This window comes from Microbacterium sp. ISL-59 (genome assembly GCF_018613945.1).
GTDB lineage: Bacteria > Actinomycetota > Actinomycetes > Actinomycetales > Microbacteriaceae > Microbacterium > Microbacterium oxydans_B.
The window spans coordinates 541,675-557,647 of sequence record NZ_JAGGPG010000004.1 but is presented as its reverse complement, the minus strand read 5'-3'; the positions used below and the strand labels follow the sequence as shown (position 1 = coordinate 557,647).

The window sequence follows — 15,973 nt, the reverse complement described above, 5'->3', positions numbered from 1 at the left end:
GCCGCGCGCTGTGCCGTCACCGACGCTCCGCCGACCGCGGCGAGCCCGAGCGACAGCGCGGCCGCGACCACCAGGACCCCCGCCGCAACCGCCGTGCCCGCCATCAGCGGCCTCCGTCGAGCGCGCAGCTCGACGCCCGCAGCGGCAGCCGCACCAGCGAGCCGATCGAGGCCTCGAACGTTGCCGTGACGCACACGAGGTCACCCGAGTGCGAAGACGAGATCCCTGCGCCGGGGACGGCCGCGCCCACCACGCGCTGCGCGGCGTCCGCCCCCTCGCCGCGGCCGAGGAGACGGGCCGCATCCGCCGAGGCGTCCTGCAGCGCCACCTGACGTGACGCTGCGCCGAGCGCGCCGGCACCGAGCAGGAGCGCCAGCACCACGGCGGGCAGCCCGAGAGCGAGTTCTGCGGCGACGGAGCCTCGCTCCCCCACCCCGGCGCGACCGGCGCCGCTCCTGCGGACGCGCATCACGACACGGTGAGGGCTCGCCGGACGAGATCCGTCAGGATGCCGCGAACCTCGTCAGATCGCATGATGACGACCAGGAGCCCTGCGAACGCCACGGCAGCCATCGTGGTGATCGCGTATTCGGCGGTGGCCGCGCCGGTGTCATCGCCGAACAGCGCAGCCGCACGGCGCCGGTCGAGTCGGGGGATCTGGATCATGGTGTACCTCTTTCTCTGTGATGCCTTCGCATCGGTTGGTCGGTCTCCGCAGGTTGCTGGGCACTCGCTCACAGGGGCAGCGGTGTCGAGGCCAGGACGCTGAGCAGCATCGGCGCCACGCCGAGCAGGAGGAATGCGGGCAGGGTGCACACGCCGAGGGGGATGAGCAGTCGCGTCGAGAGCTTCGCCGCGCGCAAGCGGCCGTTCACGCGCGCGACATGCCGATCCTGCGCTGCGGAGGCTCGAAGGAGCTCCGCAGCGGGCACGCCGGCTGCACGGGACAGCTCCAGCACAGACCGGATGCTCTCTTCGGTCCCTCCGCCGGCCGAGCTCTCGGCGACGAGGCGGAGTGCGCGGTCGATCGAAGCGCCCCCGGAGAGTGCGACGGCCACGAGTTCCGCCCGCATGCCCGGCGTGCCCGGCGCAGGCGCGGCGCGACGAAGCAGCCGCCGCGTCCACAGTCGCGCCGCGAGCACGAGCAGCAGACCCGCGACCACGCAGGCGGCACCGAGCGGATTGCCGACGATGACGCCGATGGTGTCGAAGCCGAGCGCGAAGCCGAGAAGGAGTCCGGCGAGCGGCATCCACAGCAGCAGACGCGCCGTTCCCGCGGGCTCTGCGAGTGCGATGCGCACGTCGTCGGCGGCGGACGCGGCGTCGCGCAGAGATTCGGCGATGATCCTGAGCACCTCCGCAAGCGGTGCGCCGACGGTGGTGGCGATCTCCCACGCGGCCGCGAGGTCTACCCAGGCCCCGCCCTCTGCCTCGATGGCGTCGAGGAGGGGAACGCCTCCTTCGACCCGTTCGGTCACGGCCAGCGCGTGCGGATCACCGATGTCGGCGAGGTGCCGCCAGGCGACGACCGGCACCGCTCCCGCCTGCAGCAGGACGGCCAGGGTCTGCACCGAGGTCGCGGCATCGCTCGCCCCGCCCCACTCGCAGGGGGCGCAGGACGACGCCGGATCACCACGGCGTCACCTCCTCGATGTCCAGCCGGTCGCCCATCATCACGAGCCGGCCGGCCTGGCGGATCCGACGGATGCCCCCGGGCGCGCGGTCGAGATGCAGCACCACGGTGAACGCGCTCACCGCCTGCCGCGCGAGGGCGACCGCGTCCATTCCCGCCAGCGCGCCGAGGGCCTCGAGCCGGGCCGGCACGTCGCGGAGCCCGCTGGCGTGCATCGTGCCGGCGCCGCCGTCGTGTCCTGTGTTGAGCGCGGTGAGCAGCTCTCGGACCTCTTCCCCGCGGCATTCGCCCACCACCAGACGGTCCGGCCGCATCCGCAGCGACTCGCGCACCAACCGAGCGAGCGTGATCCCTCCCGCTCCCTCGACATTCGCCTGACGCGCCTCGAGTGCGACGTGATGCGGGTGGCGCGGACGGAGCTCTGCGACATCTTCGATCGTGACGATGCGCTCGGTCGCCGGGACCTCGGAAAGCAACGCGGACAGGAGCGTCGTCTTGCCCGTTCCGGTGCCACCGGTGATGAGGATGTTGGCCCGCTCGGCCACCAGGCCGAGGAGCCAGGCCTGCTGGCGTGCGCCGAAGGATCCGAGCGCGGCAAGCGCCTCGAGGTCGGCCGCCCGCACTCGAGGGATGCGAATGGAGAGTGCGGTGCCCGTCGTCGCGATCGGAGCGAGGACGGCATGCACCCGGATGCCGGAATCGAGACGGACGTCGACGCACGGAGCCTGGTCGTCGAGATGGCGCCCGCCCAGGCCGACGAGGGCGACGGCGAGGTCGCGGACCTCCCGCTCCGATGCCCGCCATCCGCTCACCGGATCGGCACCGCTGCCCCGGTCGACGAACAGACCCGCCGGGCCGTTGACGAAGACATCGGTCACAGCGTCGTCGACGTGCGCGAGGAGCGGACCGAAGGCGGGGTCAAGGCGCAGCGGCTCGCCAGCGGCATCCGTCGCACCGCTGACAGGTGCCGCGCCGCGGGGCTGGATGACGAAGGAATCGGGCATACCGCGAAGGTAGGCGGCACGAACGGCCCGGGTGATCGGATACGCCACCGAGGCTCAGGCGCTGTGCACAAGCCCCACGGTCGCCGGCCGGTGCAGGAGACGGACAGGCCCCGCCGCCGAAACCGGGAGCGCTCCCAACGGAATGGGCGGCATCTCACGGGGGGAATGAGATGCCGCCCACGGCGATACCCGATTGGGGGAAACGGGCACGCCAAGGCCGGAATGAGATTTCGGCTGTCGTCGAGTGTACGCAAGGCAACCGTCCTGACAAAACCCGTACGACTACCGACTTTCGGCAGTATGCGATGCGTGGCCGCGCGGATAGATTCGCCCTGACCGGGCCGTCCACCCCCACGGCCCTGCTCGAACGACCCGAATGCCGCAAAGGAGCGCCTGCCGATGAGCAGCCAGATCGACCACCTTCTCGACGAGACCCGGCGGTTCGCACCGTCGGAGGAATTCGTCGCCCAGACCATCTCATCGCCCGAACTCTACGAACGCGCCGCGGCCGATCGCGAGGCGTTCTGGGGCGAGCAGTCCCGCGAGCTGGTGCACTGGCACAAGCCGTTCACGCAGGTTCTCGACTGGACGAACCCGCCATTCGCCAAGTGGTTCGACGACGGCGAGCTGAACGTGGCGTACAACTGCCTCGACCGTCACGTCGAAGCGGGGAACGGCGACCGGGTCGCGCTGCACTGGGAGGGTGAGCCCGGGGATTCCCGGCGCATCACCTACGCCGAGCTGACCGCAGAGGTCAAGCGGGTCGCCAACGTCCTCGAAGGACTCGGCATCGGGCAGGGCGACCGCGTCGCGATCTACCTGCCCATGATCCCGGAGGCGATCGCCTCGATGCTCGCCGTCGCCCGCGTCGGTGCGATCCACTCCGTGGTGTTCGGCGGATTCAGCGCCGACAGCCTCCGCTCACGCATCGACGACGCGGGAGCGAAGCTCGTCATCACCGCTGACGGCGGCTACCGCAAGGGCCGCGTCTCCGCCCTGAAGCCCGCCGTGGATCAGGCGCTGACCGACCGCGGCGAGGGCGAGCAGCAGACCGTCGAACACGTCCTGGTGGTCCGTCGTGGAGAGAACGAGGTGGACTGGGTCGAGGGGCGCGACCTGTGGTGGCACGATGTGGTTCCGGCGGCGTCCGCCGAGCACACGGCCCAGGCCTTCCCCGCGGAGAACCCGCTGTTCATCCTCTACACCTCGGGAACCACCGGGAAACCCAAGGGCATCCTGCACACCTCGGGTGGCTACCTCACCCAGGTCGCGTACTCGCACAAGTACGTGTTCGACCTGCACCCGGAGACCGACGTCTTCTGGTGCACGGCCGACATCGGGTGGATCACCGGACACAGCTACGTCACCTACGGTCCGCTCGCGAACGGCGCCACCCAGGTGCTCTACGAAGGCACACCGGATGCTCCGCACCCCGGGCGCTGGTGGGAGATCATCGAGAAGTACAAGGTCTCGATCTTCTACACCGCGCCGACGGCGATCCGCTCGTTCATGAAGATCGGCCGCAGCGTGCCGCAGAAGTTCGACCTGTCGTCGCTGCGCCTGCTCGGTTCGGTGGGTGAGCCCATCAACCCCGAGGCCTGGATGTGGTACCGCGAGGTCATCGGCGCCGGCAAGACGCCGATCGTCGACACGTGGTGGCAGACCGAGACCGGAGCGATCATGGTCTCGGCCCTCCCCGGTGTGACCGAGACCAAGCCCGGATCCGCGCAGGTTCCGCTCCCGGGGATCTCGATCGATGTCGTCGATGAGCAGGGCGTCGAGGTCGGCAACGGCAACGGCGGGCTGCTCGTGATCACCGATCCCTGGCCGAGCATGCTGCGCGGCATCTGGGGCGACCCGGAGCGCTACCGCGAGACGTACTGGGAGAAGTTCGAGGACCAGGGCTACTACTTCGCGGGCGACGGGGCCCGCCTCGACGAGGATGGCGACCTGTGGCTGCTCGGCCGCGTCGACGACGTCATGAACGTCTCGGGGCACCGTCTCTCCACGGCGGAGATCGAGTCGTCGCTGGTCGCGCACGAAGCGACCGCCGAGGCCGCCGTGGTCGGCGCGTCGGACGAGACGACCGGACAGGCGGTCGTGGCCTTCGTCATCATCAAGGAGAGCTACCTCGCCGAGCACGAGCCCGCGGGCCTCGCCCAGCTGCTGCGCCTGTGGGTCGGAGCGCAGATCGGGGCGATCGCCCGCCCGCGCGACGTGTACATCGTGGGCGAGCTGCCGAAGACCCGCTCCGGCAAGATCATGCGGCGCCTGCTGCGCGACGTCGCCGAAGGCCGCGAGGTCGGGGACACGACGACGCTGGCCGACACCGCGGTGATGAGCATCATCTCGGCGCAGGTCAAGTAGGACTCCCCCGCAGACGAAGAACGCGCCTTCCCGATCCGGGGAGGCGCGTTCTTCGTTTACGGCACGGATGCGCCGGACGGTCGGATGCTCAGGCGAGGATGAAGGTCACCTCGACCTCGACCGGGCTGCCGAGCGGAAGCTCCGCGACCCCAACGGCCGCACGAGCGTGACGCCCTGCCTCGCCGAAGATCTCGCCGAGGACCTCGCTGGCGCCGTTGATGACGCCGGGCTGACCCGTGAAGTCTGCGGCGGAGGCGACGAAGCCACCCACGCGGAGCACTCCGCCGATGCGGTCGACGCCGCCCGCGGCATCCGCCGCCGCAGCGAGGGCGTTCAGCGCACAGGTGCGCGCGTACGCCTTCGCGTCTTCCGCCGAGACCTCGGCGTCGACCTTGCCGACGGCGGGGAGCGCACCGGAGACGAACGGGAGCTGGCCCGAGGTGTAGACGAGACCGCTGTGCACGACCGCCGGGACGTAGGCCGCGACGGGAGCGGCGACCGCGGGCAGATCGATGCCGAGTTCGGCCAGGCGAGCAGAGACGCTCATGCCTGGCCTCCCTCGAACTGACGGGCGGCCTGCTCCGCGGCGGCGAGGCCGGCATTGGCGGAGGCATCCGCGTTCACCGGACGCTTCAGGTAGGCGACGAGACCGCCTTCGGGACCCTGCACGACCTGCACGAGCTCCCAGCCCTGCTTGCCCCAGTTGTTGAGGATGGCTGCCGTGTTGTGGATCAGCAGCGGCGTGGTGAGGTACTCCCACGTGGTCATGGCACTCCTGTCGATCGGGGCGCGACACCGTGATTGCGGGCCGGCTCGTCAAAGGTGGTATTCAGGGAACTCCCCTACGATCAAGCGTATGCCCCAAAAGAATCGCACGGTGAGAGGCGTGCTCGGCGGTCTCGTCGGGCTCGTCGGCTTGAGCGCCGTCGCCGGCCTCCTGGTCGCTGCCAGTGTCACGCCCGTCCTCACCATGACCGGTCTCGCCGGCAGCCAGGCACTCACTCTCTTCGACCAGCTGCCCGAGAACCTCAACCCGGGTACGCCGATGGAGCAGTCGACCATCTACGCCACAGACAACGGCAAGCCGGTCGCGCTCGCCTCGTTCTACGAGCAGAACCGCATCCCGGTCACGTACGAGCAGGTGTCTCCCACGCTGTACGACGCCATCCTCTCCAGTGAGGACAAGAGCTTCTACAGCCACGGCGGCGTCAACCTCGGCGCGACCGTGAAGGCCCTCATCGACAACGTCCGAGGCACCTCCAGCCGCGGTGCTTCCACGATCAGCCAGCAGTACGTGAAGAACGTGCTGATCCAGGAGTGCGAGCAGGACGTCGACCGGAACTCCGAGACGTACACCGACGACCTCCGCAAGTGCTTCGATGACGCGACCAACGCCAGCGGCAACGAGGGCATCGAACGCAAGCTGCAGGAGATGCGCTACGCGATCCAGGTCGAGAAGGACTTCTCGAAGAACGACATCCTGCTCGGATACCTGAACATCGCGAACTTCGGCGGCACCGTGTACGGCATTGAGGCCGCATCGAAGTACTACTTCAGCACGAGCGCCGCGAACCTCACGGTCGCGCAGGCAGCGACCTTGGCCGGCATCGTGCAGAACCCCAACACGTACCGCATCGACATGCCGCAGGGCACCACGACGAACCAGGACGGCGAGGCGCTGAACACCGCCGAGAGCGGCTACTCGCTCACGAAGGACCGTCGCCACTACGTGCTGGGCCGCATGCTCGCCGACGGCAAGATCACCCAGGCGCAGTATGACGAGGCGGATGCGTCCGAGATCACACCGACGCTGACGCAGCCCACGCAGGGCTGTGCGGCGGCCGGTCTCAACGCGTACTTCTGCCAGTACGTGCGATCGATCGTGCTCGACGACGAAGCCTTCGGCAAGACTCCTCAGGAGCGCGCCGACCTGCTCCGTCGCGGCGGCCTGAAGATCTACACCTCGCTGGACTACCGCATTCAGAACCCGGCGGCACAGACGATGAGCGAGATCGTTCCGGCCAACTACGACAACGACTACTTCGGCGCTGCGGGCGTCTCGATCGAGGTCGGCACCGGTCGCATCCTGTCGATCACGCAGAACACGCGGTTCGACGAGACCACCACCGATGATCTCGGCAAGACCTCGCTCGTCTTCGCCGGCGACCAGAAGCACGGCAACTCCGGCGGCTTCCAGGTCGGCTCGGTGTACAAGCTCTTCACGCTGATCGACTGGCTCGAGAAGGGGCACTCCGTCAACGAGGTGCTCAACGGTCGCGTGCAGACGAACTTGAAGATCCCCGTCTGCGAGAGCCCGCAGAGCACGAACACCAAGGAGATCGGCAACTTCGGCGGCGGTGGCGGCAGGACCGGGAGCGTGATGGACTTCACGCGGCAGTCGCTGAACAGCGGCTACTTCGCGATGGCATCCAAACTCGACATCTGCGACATCAATAAGGTCGCCGACCGGATGGGTGTCACGCTCGCCAGCGGCAAGAAGGTCACCGAAGAGAACGTGCCGTACGACGTGCTCGGCCCGAAGAACATCTCCCCCATCGCCATGGCGAACGCCTATGCCACAGTCGCGAGCGGCGGCAAGTACTGCACCCCGCGCGCGATCGACCGCGTGGTCGGCCCCGACGGCAAGGACCGCGAGCTTCCGGCCGCCTCGTGCACCGACGGCGTGCTCGCCCCTGAGGTCGCGGCGACGGCCGCGTACGCGCTCAAGGGAGTGATGGACTCGGGCGGCACCGGTCAGAACGCCAACCCGTTCGACGGCACGCCGCTGATCGGCAAGACCGGGACGCACGACCGCTGGTCGACCATGATGATCGAGTCCAGCACCAAGGTCACCACGGCGGTCTGGGCGGGCCGCTGGAAGGGGCAGTCGGACATCTACCAGAAGTGGGCCGGGAACTACCAGCTCAACAACATGCGCTATCCGCTGGCCAAGGCCGCGCAGGCCGCCGCCAACGAGGTGTACGAGGGAGGCGCCTTCCCCCGTCCGGACGACAAGCTGATCCGTCGGGTGGTGGTCGACGTCCCGAACGTCGTCGGCATGACGCTGGAGGAAGCGGAATCGACCCTCAAGAGCAACGGCTTCGGCGTGTCCGTCGGTGCCGCTGTCGACAGCGACAAGCCGACCAACATCGTTGTAGCGCAGGATCCCTCCGGGCAGACGGCGGGCGGGTCGACCATAACGATCTCGCCCAGCAACGGCCAGGGCACCACGGTTCCGGCCAACCTCGTCGGCATGTCGCCAGCGCAGGCATCTGCCGCTCTACAGTCTGCGGGCTTCACGTCGTTCGACTTCGACAACTCGTGCACCCCGCCGACGGCGGTGGTGTCCTCCACGGACCCGGCACCCGGCACGGCGACCAGCAAGTCCACCGCTGTCACCGTGACGTGCAAGTGACCACTCGCGGTGCCGCGCACCCGGCCCTCATCGCGCTCGGCGCGGTGGGGGCCGTCGGTGCCGCCGCAGCCGTCTGGGGCATCGGCATCGAGCGCTACCTGTTCACGGTGCGCGAGGCGACGGCATCCGCGCTCCCGCCCGGTTCGGCCCCCTTGCGCATCCTGCACGTCTCGGACGCGCACATGGCACCCTGGCAGCACCGCAAGCAGGACTGGCTGGCGTCGCTCGCCGAGCTGAAGCCCGATCTCGTCGTCAACACCGGCGACAATCTCGGGCACGCGAACGGTCTGGAAGGCATCCGACGGGCGTTCGATCCGCTCGCGGGCATCCCTGGAGTGTTCGTGCACGGGTCGAACGATATGACCGCGCCGTCTCCGCGCAATCCTTTGCGCTACTTCCTCGGTCCGTCCAAGAAGCAGCCCGAGCCGGAGCACCTCGACACCGCGGCGATGGACCGGTACTTCACCGACGAGCTCGGGTGGACCGACCTCAACAACGCCGCGGCGCGGCTCACCCTCGCCGGCACTCCGGTCGACCTCTTCGGCGTGAACGACGCCCACCGCGACTGGGACCGCCTCGATGTGCTGCCGGACGCCATCGGCGCGCTCGGTCAGCGCGACGCCGGCACACCGATGCTGGGCGTCACCCACGCGCCGTACCAGCGCGTGCTCAACGTATTCATCGACCTGGGCGCCGACGCGATCCTCGGCGGTCACACCCACGGCGGCCAGGTCTGCCTCCCCGGTTACGGCGCCCTCGTGGCCAACTGCGACATCCCCCTCAAGCAGGCCAAGGGACTGAGCACGTGGTCGCACGACGGCCGCACGGTGCCGCTCAACGTCAGCGCCGGTTGCGGACACTCGATCTACGCGCCGGTCCGCTTCGCCTGCCGCCCCGAGGCCACGCTGCTCACGCTCACCGCGCGGGACTGATCGCCGGCTCGATTCGGCGCACGGAGCATTTCCCTGTAGACTCGGAGGGTTGCAAACGGGGTGTGGCGCAGCTTGGTAGCGCGCTTCGTTCGGGACGAAGAGGTCGCAGGTTCAAATCCTGTCACCCCGACCAGTGACAAGAGAAGGCCGCCCCCGCCGGGGCGGCCTTCTCTGTATCGGGCACGTGCACGAAGGGGAAGGGGACGCATGGAGTCGCTCCTTCCACCACCGCGCCGGTTCACCCGCCTGTGGGCCCTCGCGCTCGGCATCCCGTTCCTCCTGGGCCTTGCCGCTCTGACCCTGACACCGTCGCGGATCGAACGGGCGATGCCCAACCTGCTCGACCTGGTCCTCGGCACGGCGCACCGCCTCGGATGGGAATCTCTCGACTTCACCCGGCTCGAGATCATCGCGAACATCCTGGTGTTCGTGCCCGTCGGCATCCTCGCCTTCGTCCTGCTCCCCCGTCGGGTGTGGCCTCTCGCTCTGCTGGTCGGGCCGCTCCTGTCGCTCGGGATCGAGACCGCGCAGCGTGTGGCCCTCCCCCATCGCGCCGCCACCGTCACCGACATCGTGGCCAACTCGACCGGCGCGTTCGTCGGCGTCGTGTTCGCCGTCCTCTGCACCCTGCTGCTCGCTTCACGACCCTCCCAGCGGCCACCTTCTAGGCTGGAGACATCATGACCGCGCCCACACTCGTCGCCTTCGATCTCGATGACACGCTCGCCCCTTCCAAGGGCCTGATCGACCCGCGAATCGCGGCGCTGCTGCGCAGCCTGCTGCGCTCCGTCGACGTCGCCATCATCTCCGGCGGCAACGAGGCGCAGTTCCGCAGTCAAGTGCTCGCACGCCTCGGCGATGCGGATGCCGCCGACCTCGCCCGCCTGCACCTGCTGCCGACCTGCGGCACCCGCTACCTCCGGTACGACGGCTCCGATTTCGCCCCCGTGTACGCGCACGACCTCAGCGACGAGGACAAGCAGGCCGCGTTGACAGCGCTCCGCGAAGAGGCCGAACGCCTGGGACTGTGGGAGGCCGAGCCCTGGGGAGAGATCCTCGAGGACCGTGGCTCTCAGATCACGTTCTCTGCGCTGGGTCAGCGCGCGCCGCGCGAGGCGAAGCACGACTGGGATCCCGCGGGCACCAAGCGTGCGGCTCTGCGCGCCGCCGTCGCCGCTCGCCTTCCCGGACTCGAGGTGCGCTCCGGCGGATCGACGTCCATCGACATCACGCAGGCCGGCATCGACAAGGCCTTCGGGATGCGGCAGCTCGCCGAGCACACCGGCATCCCTCTCACCGAGATGCTGTTCTACGGCGACCGCCTCGACGAGGGCGGGAACGACTACCCGGTCCTCGCCATCGGCGTGCCCTCCGTGGCTGTCGACGGCTGGGAAGACACGGCGGAAAAGCTCGACGGTCTCCTGCTGACGCTCTGACCTCGGAGGCGTCCTGCGACGCTCTGTCGCGCCCTGGTCCTAACATGGCGTCATGGATGCCCTGCTGATCGTCATCATCACCGCCGCGGCCGCCAGCGCCGTGTGCTGGATCCTCTCCCTGATCACACGCGACACCTCGTGGGTCGATCGGGCATGGTCGATCGTTCCCGTCGTCTACGTGTGGATCTTCGTGGCCGGCGCCTTCGCGAACGGCGACGGCTCCGCACGTATCGTGCTCATGGGGGTGCTGGCGACCGCCTGGGGCGCACGCTTGACCTTCAACTTCGCGCGCAAGGGCGGCTACACGGGCGTGGAGGACTACCGGTGGGCGATCCTGCGCGGACGCATGCGTCCGTGGCAGTTCCAGGTCTTCAACGTGCTGTTCATCATCGGATACCAGATGACGCTGCTCGTGCTCATCACGCTGCCCGCCCTGGTCGCGGCGGAGCATCCCGCAGCCCTCACCGGGTGGGACGCGCTGTTCGTCGCTGCGTTCCTCGCGTTCCTCGTCGGCGAGACCGTGGCCGATCAGCAGCAGTGGCACTTCCACCAGCGCAAGAAGCAGGCAGGCGGCACGCTCGCCCCGGGATTCCTGACGACGGGGCTGTTCCGCTTCAGCCGCCACCCGAACTTCTTCTTCGAGCAGGCGCAGTGGTGGGCCTTCTATGCCATCGGAGCGACGGCAGCGGTCGCCGGCGGTGCGGGCTTCGTCGGCGGCGCGCTCAACCCGACCATCATCGGCCCCGCCTTGCTGACCGTGCTGTTCATCGGGTCGACCATCTTCACGGAGTCGATCACCGCATCCAAGTACCCGGCCTACGCCGAGTACCGGCGTGCGACCTCGATGCTCATCCCCTGGCCGCCGCGCGCTCGCGCGGTGGCTCCGCAGTCCTGAGACGGCGGAGCCACCGCGGGGTGGACGCGATCAGCGCGTGCGCGCCTCGGCGTTCGCGCGGGCGACCGGCACCAGACGGGTGAGCTGGGTGACGTGGCCCGGCTCGAGCTCGGCCAGCGACGAGACGCCCAGCAGCCGCATCGTGCGCTCGATCTCGCTGCGCAGGATGGCGATCGTGCGGTCGACACCCTGGCGTCCACCGGCCATGAGCCCGTAGAGGTACGCGCGACCGATGAGCGTGAAGTCGGCTCCGAGCGCGACCGCCGCGACGATGTCGGCGCCGTTCATGATGCCGGTGTCGATCATGACGGTGAAGTCGTCGCCGACAGCCCGCCGCACCTCGGGCAGCAGGTGGAACGGGATGGGCGCGCGATCGAGCTGGCGCCCACCGTGGTTCGACAGGACGATGCCGTCGACGCCCGCATCCCGCAGGCGCACGGAGTCCTCGACGTTCTGCACGCCCTTGATCACGATCTTGCCGGGCCAGATGTCACGGATGACGGCGAGGTCGTCGTAGCTGATCGTCGGATCCATCGCCGCATCCAGCAGCTCGCCGACCGTGCCGCCGGTGGTGCTCAGCGACGCGAACTCGAGCTTGGGGGTGGTGAGGAAGTCGAACCACCACCACGGACGCGGGATCGCGTTGATGATCGTGCCGAGCGTCAGCTGCGGAGGGATGCTGAAGCCGTTGCGCTTGTCGCGCAGACGAGCACCGGCGACGGGGGTGTCGACCGTGAACTGCAGCGTGTCGAAGCCGGCGGCGGCCGCGCGGCGGGTGAGCTCGTAGGAGATCTCGCGATCGCGCATCACGTACAGCTGGAACCAGTTGCGGCCGTGCGGATTCGCGGCCTTCACGCCCTCGATCGACGTCGTGCCGAGTGTGGAAAGCGTGAACGGGATGCCGGCGGCGGCCGCGGCACCGGCTCCAGCGACCTCCCCTTCGGTCTGCATCAGACGCGTGAACCCGGTGGGCGCGATGCCGAACGGCAGGGCCGACGGGCCTCCGAGGATCTCGGTGCTCGTGTCGACATCGGGTGCCGGACGCAGGATGCCGGGGTGGAACTCGACGTCTTGGAAAGCCTGGCGTGCTCGGGTGAGCGAGAGCTCGCCCTCGGCCGCACCGTCGGTGTAGTCGAACGCAGCCTTGGGAGTGCGCCGCTTGGCGATCAGACGCAGGTCGTCGATGGTCAGCGCGGCGTCGAGGCGACGCTTGCGGCCGTCGAGCTCGGGCTTCTTGAACTTCATGAGGTCGAGGAGTTCGACGGGATTCGGGAGCTGGCGCTGCACCATGATGTGCCTCTCAGTTCTGAGGGTGGATGTCGCGGGTGAGCCCCGCGGACGTGTAGTAACCGGTGATGTGCGTGCGGACGAGCGTTCGCGCAGTCTCGACATCTGCGGCATCGATCGCGGCGACGAGTGCGTGGTGCTCGGCGCGGAGCCTGGTCGCCATCGACTCCCAGTCCGGGATCGCGGCGACTCCTGCCTGCACGTACGACTCGATCGAGGAACGCAGGCCCGCCATCATCGCGGCGATGACCGTGTTCCCGCTGGCTTCCGCGAGCGAGAGGTGCAACTGGGCGTCGAGGGCGAGGAACTCCCCGGCGGAGAGGCCGACGGCATCCATCGCGGCGAGGAGCTCGTGAGCGCGCACGGTGTCGCGATCGGGGGATGCGGCCATCGCCGTGACGACCGCGTCTTCGAGGACGAGGCGGGTGCGCACGACATCATCCAGCGGAAACCCCTGAGCCGCCACCTGCAGCCGCAGCAGCGCCGACATGCCGCCGGTCGGGGTGGCGATGACGATGGCACCGGACTGGGGGCCGGAACCGGTCGCGGTGCGGATGAGTCCCATCACCTCGAGCACGCGGAACGCCTCGCGCACACTGGACCTGCCGACGCCCAGCTCGGTCGCGAGATCGCGCTCCGAGGGCAGCCGATCACCGGGGCCGAGTCGACCGTCGAGCAGGTCGCGCTCGATGTGCTCGAGCACGAGCTGCCAGGCGCGCGCCGGTTGGTCGCTCATCGATCCTCCTGTGGTCTGACCACAGATTAGCGCGTGTGGTCTGACCACGCAAACAGGCGCGCTCGATCACCCCGCTGCGCGCACTGCGGGGTGGGGGCACGCGGGGATCAGCCCAGGCGGCCGCCGGACTCCTCGAGGTAGCAGGTGCCGCACAGGGACTCGTACGTCGTCAGCTCCGGCGAGGCCGACCCGATAGCGCCCTCGTCGATCGCGACCTGGTCGCCGTCGAACACGAAGCGCCCGCCGACGACGCGGCCGTTGAACACGGCCTTCCGCCCGCACCGACAGATCGTCTTGAGCTCCTCCAGCGAGTGCGCGATCGCGAGCAGTCGCGCGGAACCGGGAAACGCATGCGTGAGGAAGTCGTTGCGGATGCCGTACGCCATGACCGGGATCCCGTCCTCCACCGCGATGCGGAAGAGATCGTCGACCTGCGCCGGTGTGAGGAACTGCGCCTCGTCGATGAGGAGGCACGCGACGTCGGTCGGCCCCGCGGGGAGCAACTCGTCGTCCGATGAATGCTGCATCCGCGCGCGGTGCTCGGCGAAGAGCACTCGGGCGTCGTCGTCGGGGCCGATCAGGAAGTCGACCTGACGGGTGACGCCGAGCCGACTCTCGATCTCGGATGCGCCCTTGGTGTCGATCGCCGGCTTCGCGAGCAGCACATGCTGGCCGCGCTCCTCGTAGTTGTAGGCAGCCTGGAGCAGCGAGGTCGACTTGCCCGAGTTCATCGCGCCGTAGCGGAAGTAGAGCTTCGCCACGGTCCGGACTCAGACGTTGATGCCGAGGGTGGCGGCGGTCGCCTCGGTGTACTGCTCCGCGAGCGCCGCATCCGTGTTCAGCTTCTCGCCGAAGGTGGGGATCAGGGCACGGAGTTCGGGCTCCCAGTGCGGATACTCGTCCGGGAAGCAGGCCTTGAGCAGCTGGAGCATGATCGGAACCGCTGTCGAAGCTCCCGGAGAGGCACCGAGGAGCCCGGCGATCGAGCCGTCTGCCGACGAGACGACCTCCGTGCCGAACTGCAGGATGCCGCCCTTCTTCGGGTCTTTCTTCATCACCTGAGCGCGCTGACCGGCGTCGATGAGGGTCCAGTCCTCGTCCTTGGCGGTCGGCATGAAGGTGCGAAGGCTGTCGACCTTCTTGGCGTGGTTCTTCAGCAGCTCGCCGACCAGGTACGTGATCAGGTCGGGGTTCTTCACGGCGACCTGCAGCATCGGCAGCAGGTTGTGCGGACGCACCTGCGAGACGATGTCGAGCATCGATCCGTTCTTGAGGAACTTGGGGCTGAACGTCGCGAAGGGTCCGAACATGAGCGACGACTCGCCACCGACGACGCGGGTGTCGAGGTGCGGAACCGACATCGGCGGAGCGCCGACGGATGCCTGCGAGTAGACCTTCGCCTTGTGCTGGGCGACGACCTTCGGGTTCGTGGTCTTGAGGAACTGGCCGCCGATCGGGAAGACTCCGTAGCCCTTGATCTCGGGAATGCCGGAATTCTGCAGCAGCTTGAGTGCCCAGCCGCCCGCACCGACGAACACGAAGCGTGCCTTGACCTCGTTCGGGGTGCGACCGATGGTCGTGCGGTACTTGACCAGCCAGCCGCCGTCCTTCTGCTTCTTGAGGCTGCGCACCTCGTGATTCGTGCGCAGCGTGACACCCGATTCGGTCAGGTGGTCGAAGAGCTGGTGCGTCAGGGCTCCGAAGTCGACGTCGGTGCCGGCCGGCACGCGCGTCGCGGCGAACGGCTCACCCTTGCGGCGCTGCTGCATGAGCAGCGGCGCCCACTGGTTGATGACACGGGAGTCTTCGCTGTACTCGATGCCGGCGAACAGCGGCTGCTCCTTGAGCACCTCGTAGCGGGCCTTGAGGTACGCGACATCCTTCTCGCCGCGGACGAAGGTCATGTGCGGAGTCGCGTTGATGAAGGTCGACGGCGCGTCGAGCACGCCCTTCTCGACCAGCGACGACCAGAACTGCCGGCTCTGCTGGAACTGCTCGTTGATCGACACGGCCTTGGCGGGGTCGAGCGGAGCGTCGCCCTGCTGCGGCATGTAGTTCAGCTCGCACAGGGCGGCGTGCCCCGTGCCGGCGTTGTTCCACGGGTTCGAGCTCTCCTGAGCCACATCGGAGAGTCGCTCGAAGGCGACGATCTTCCACTCCGGCTGCAGCTCATGCAGGAGAGTACCCAGGGTGGCGCTCATGATGCCACCGCCGATCAGGACGACATCGACGTTTTCTGTCACCGAACCAGTCTAGTTCGCGGGCACG

Annotated in this window: 16 protein-coding genes and 1 tRNA gene; 7 read left to right on the top strand and 10 right to left on the bottom strand. The window is 68.6% G+C overall.

Features of this window, described 5'->3' with window-relative positions; all coding sequences use genetic code 11:
* Positions 1 to 103: 103 nt before the first annotated feature.
* From J7E45_RS16340 to J7E45_RS16325, 4 genes are all read right to left on the bottom strand, one after another.
* The gene (locus tag J7E45_RS16340; RefSeq protein WP_215070644.1) at positions 104 to 469 is read right to left on the bottom strand and encodes a TadE family type IV pilus minor pilin; all 366 of its coding nucleotides are present in this window, start codon (positions 467 to 469) and stop codon (positions 104 to 106) included.
* The gene (locus J7E45_RS16335) at positions 469 to 666 is read right to left on the bottom strand and encodes a DUF4244 domain-containing protein (RefSeq protein WP_091028836.1); all 198 of its coding nucleotides are present in this window, start codon (positions 664 to 666) and stop codon (positions 469 to 471) included. The genes J7E45_RS16340 and J7E45_RS16335 overlap by 1 nt, the downstream gene beginning before the upstream one ends.
* Before the next feature lie 68 nt (positions 667 to 734).
* Positions 735 to 1,571: a type II secretion system F family protein gene (locus J7E45_RS16330; RefSeq protein ID WP_215070642.1), complete on the bottom strand. Its 837-nt coding sequence runs from the start codon at positions 1,569 to 1,571 to the stop codon at positions 735 to 737.
* Positions 1,572 to 1,629: 58 nt separating this feature from the next.
* A complete protein-coding gene (locus J7E45_RS16325; protein ID WP_167635232.1) occupies positions 1,630 to 2,637 on the bottom strand; it encodes a TadA family conjugal transfer-associated ATPase in 1,008 nt (335 codons plus the stop codon).
* Positions 2,638 to 3,036: 399 nt separating this feature from the next.
* Between J7E45_RS16325 and acs the strand changes: the two genes are divergently transcribed.
* A complete protein-coding gene (acs, locus tag J7E45_RS16320; RefSeq protein WP_215070640.1) occupies positions 3,037 to 5,004 on the top strand; it encodes an acetate--CoA ligase in 1,968 nt (655 codons plus the stop codon).
* 88 nt (positions 5,005 to 5,092) lie between these two features.
* Here the strand turns inward: acs and J7E45_RS16315 are convergent, their stop codons facing one another.
* Both J7E45_RS16315 and J7E45_RS16310 read right to left on the bottom strand, forming a co-directional pair.
* The gene (locus J7E45_RS16315) at positions 5,093 to 5,551 is read right to left on the bottom strand and encodes a RidA family protein (protein ID WP_091028829.1); all 459 of its coding nucleotides are present in this window, start codon (positions 5,549 to 5,551) and stop codon (positions 5,093 to 5,095) included.
* Positions 5,548 to 5,772, bottom strand: coding sequence for a hypothetical protein (locus J7E45_RS16310; protein WP_029261050.1), 225 nt, complete (start codon positions 5,770 to 5,772; stop codon positions 5,548 to 5,550). Before J7E45_RS16310 ends, J7E45_RS16315 begins: the two co-directional genes overlap by 4 nt.
* A gap of 88 nt (positions 5,773 to 5,860) precedes the next feature.
* Between J7E45_RS16310 and J7E45_RS16305 the strand changes: the two genes are divergently transcribed.
* From J7E45_RS16305 to J7E45_RS16280, 6 genes are all read left to right on the top strand, one after another.
* A complete protein-coding gene (locus tag J7E45_RS16305; protein WP_251054336.1) occupies positions 5,861 to 8,419 on the top strand; it encodes a transglycosylase domain-containing protein in 2,559 nt (852 codons plus the stop codon).
* Positions 8,416 to 9,351, top strand: coding sequence for a metallophosphoesterase (locus tag J7E45_RS16300; protein WP_215070638.1), 936 nt, complete (start codon positions 8,416 to 8,418; stop codon positions 9,349 to 9,351). The genes J7E45_RS16305 and J7E45_RS16300 overlap by 4 nt, the downstream gene beginning before the upstream one ends.
* 56 nt (positions 9,352 to 9,407) lie before the next feature.
* Positions 9,408 to 9,484: transfer RNA gene (locus J7E45_RS16295), tRNA-Pro, on the top strand.
* Positions 9,485 to 9,558: 74 nt separating this feature from the next.
* A complete protein-coding gene (locus tag J7E45_RS16290; RefSeq protein WP_215070636.1) occupies positions 9,559 to 10,035 on the top strand; it encodes a VanZ family protein in 477 nt (158 codons plus the stop codon).
* The gene (locus J7E45_RS16285; RefSeq protein ID WP_029261046.1) at positions 10,032 to 10,787 is read left to right on the top strand and encodes an HAD-IIB family hydrolase; all 756 of its coding nucleotides are present in this window, start codon (positions 10,032 to 10,034) and stop codon (positions 10,785 to 10,787) included. Before J7E45_RS16290 ends, J7E45_RS16285 begins: the two co-directional genes overlap by 4 nt.
* Before the next feature lie 52 nt (positions 10,788 to 10,839).
* Complete coding sequence (locus J7E45_RS16280) at positions 10,840 to 11,682, top strand: DUF1295 domain-containing protein (RefSeq protein WP_215070634.1); 843 nt, start codon at positions 10,840 to 10,842, stop codon at positions 11,680 to 11,682.
* A gap of 30 nt (positions 11,683 to 11,712) precedes the next feature.
* Here J7E45_RS16280 and J7E45_RS16275 read toward each other — a convergent pair whose 3' ends face one another.
* The 4 genes from J7E45_RS16275 to J7E45_RS16260 form a co-directional block, all read right to left on the bottom strand.
* Positions 11,713 to 12,972, bottom strand: coding sequence for an alpha-hydroxy acid oxidase (locus J7E45_RS16275; RefSeq protein WP_091028809.1), 1,260 nt, complete (start codon positions 12,970 to 12,972; stop codon positions 11,713 to 11,715).
* 10 nt (positions 12,973 to 12,982) lie between these two features.
* Positions 12,983 to 13,705 carry a FadR/GntR family transcriptional regulator gene (locus J7E45_RS16270; protein ID WP_215070632.1) on the bottom strand — a complete coding sequence of 241 codons (723 nt, stop codon included), beginning with the start codon at positions 13,703 to 13,705 and terminating at the stop codon, positions 12,983 to 12,985.
* A 107-nt stretch (positions 13,706 to 13,812) separates the two neighbouring features.
* Positions 13,813 to 14,466: a thymidine kinase gene (locus J7E45_RS16265; RefSeq protein ID WP_091028802.1), complete on the bottom strand. Its 654-nt coding sequence runs from the start codon at positions 14,464 to 14,466 to the stop codon at positions 13,813 to 13,815.
* Between the two features lie 9 nt (positions 14,467 to 14,475).
* A complete protein-coding gene (locus tag J7E45_RS16260; RefSeq protein WP_167635224.1) occupies positions 14,476 to 15,948 on the bottom strand; it encodes a malate:quinone oxidoreductase in 1,473 nt (490 codons plus the stop codon).
* Positions 15,949 to 15,973: the final 25 nt, after the last annotated feature.

What these genes read in the sequence shown, in the direction of transcription:
- J7E45_RS16340 (WP_215070644.1), bottom strand. Translation starts at nt 469, where the DNA reads ATGCGCGTCCGCAGGAGCGGCGCCGGTCGCGCCGGGGTGGGGGAGCGA.
- J7E45_RS16335 (WP_091028836.1), bottom strand. Translation starts at nt 666, where the DNA reads ATGATCCAGATCCCCCGACTCGACCGGCGCCGTGCGGCTGCGCTGTTC.
- J7E45_RS16325 (WP_167635232.1), bottom strand. Translation starts at nt 2,637, where the DNA reads ATGCCCGATTCCTTCGTCATCCAGCCCCGCGGCGCGGCACCTGTCAGC.
- acs (WP_215070640.1), top strand. Translation starts at nt 3,037, where the DNA reads ATGAGCAGCCAGATCGACCACCTTCTCGACGAGACCCGGCGGTTCGCA.
- J7E45_RS16315 (WP_091028829.1), bottom strand. Translation starts at nt 5,551, where the DNA reads ATGAGCGTCTCTGCTCGCCTGGCCGAACTCGGCATCGATCTGCCCGCG.
- J7E45_RS16310 (WP_029261050.1), bottom strand. Translation starts at nt 5,772, where the DNA reads ATGACCACGTGGGAGTACCTCACCACGCCGCTGCTGATCCACAACACG.
- J7E45_RS16305 (WP_251054336.1), top strand. Translation starts at nt 5,861, where the DNA reads ATGCCCCAAAAGAATCGCACGGTGAGAGGCGTGCTCGGCGGTCTCGTC.
- J7E45_RS16290 (WP_215070636.1), top strand. Translation starts at nt 9,559, where the DNA reads ATGGAGTCGCTCCTTCCACCACCGCGCCGGTTCACCCGCCTGTGGGCC.
- J7E45_RS16285 (WP_029261046.1), top strand. Translation starts at nt 10,032, where the DNA reads ATGACCGCGCCCACACTCGTCGCCTTCGATCTCGATGACACGCTCGCC.
- J7E45_RS16280 (WP_215070634.1), top strand. Translation starts at nt 10,840, where the DNA reads ATGGATGCCCTGCTGATCGTCATCATCACCGCCGCGGCCGCCAGCGCC.
- J7E45_RS16275 (WP_091028809.1), bottom strand. Translation starts at nt 12,972, where the DNA reads ATGGTGCAGCGCCAGCTCCCGAATCCCGTCGAACTCCTCGACCTCATG.
- J7E45_RS16270 (WP_215070632.1), bottom strand. Translation starts at nt 13,705, where the DNA reads ATGAGCGACCAACCGGCGCGCGCCTGGCAGCTCGTGCTCGAGCACATC.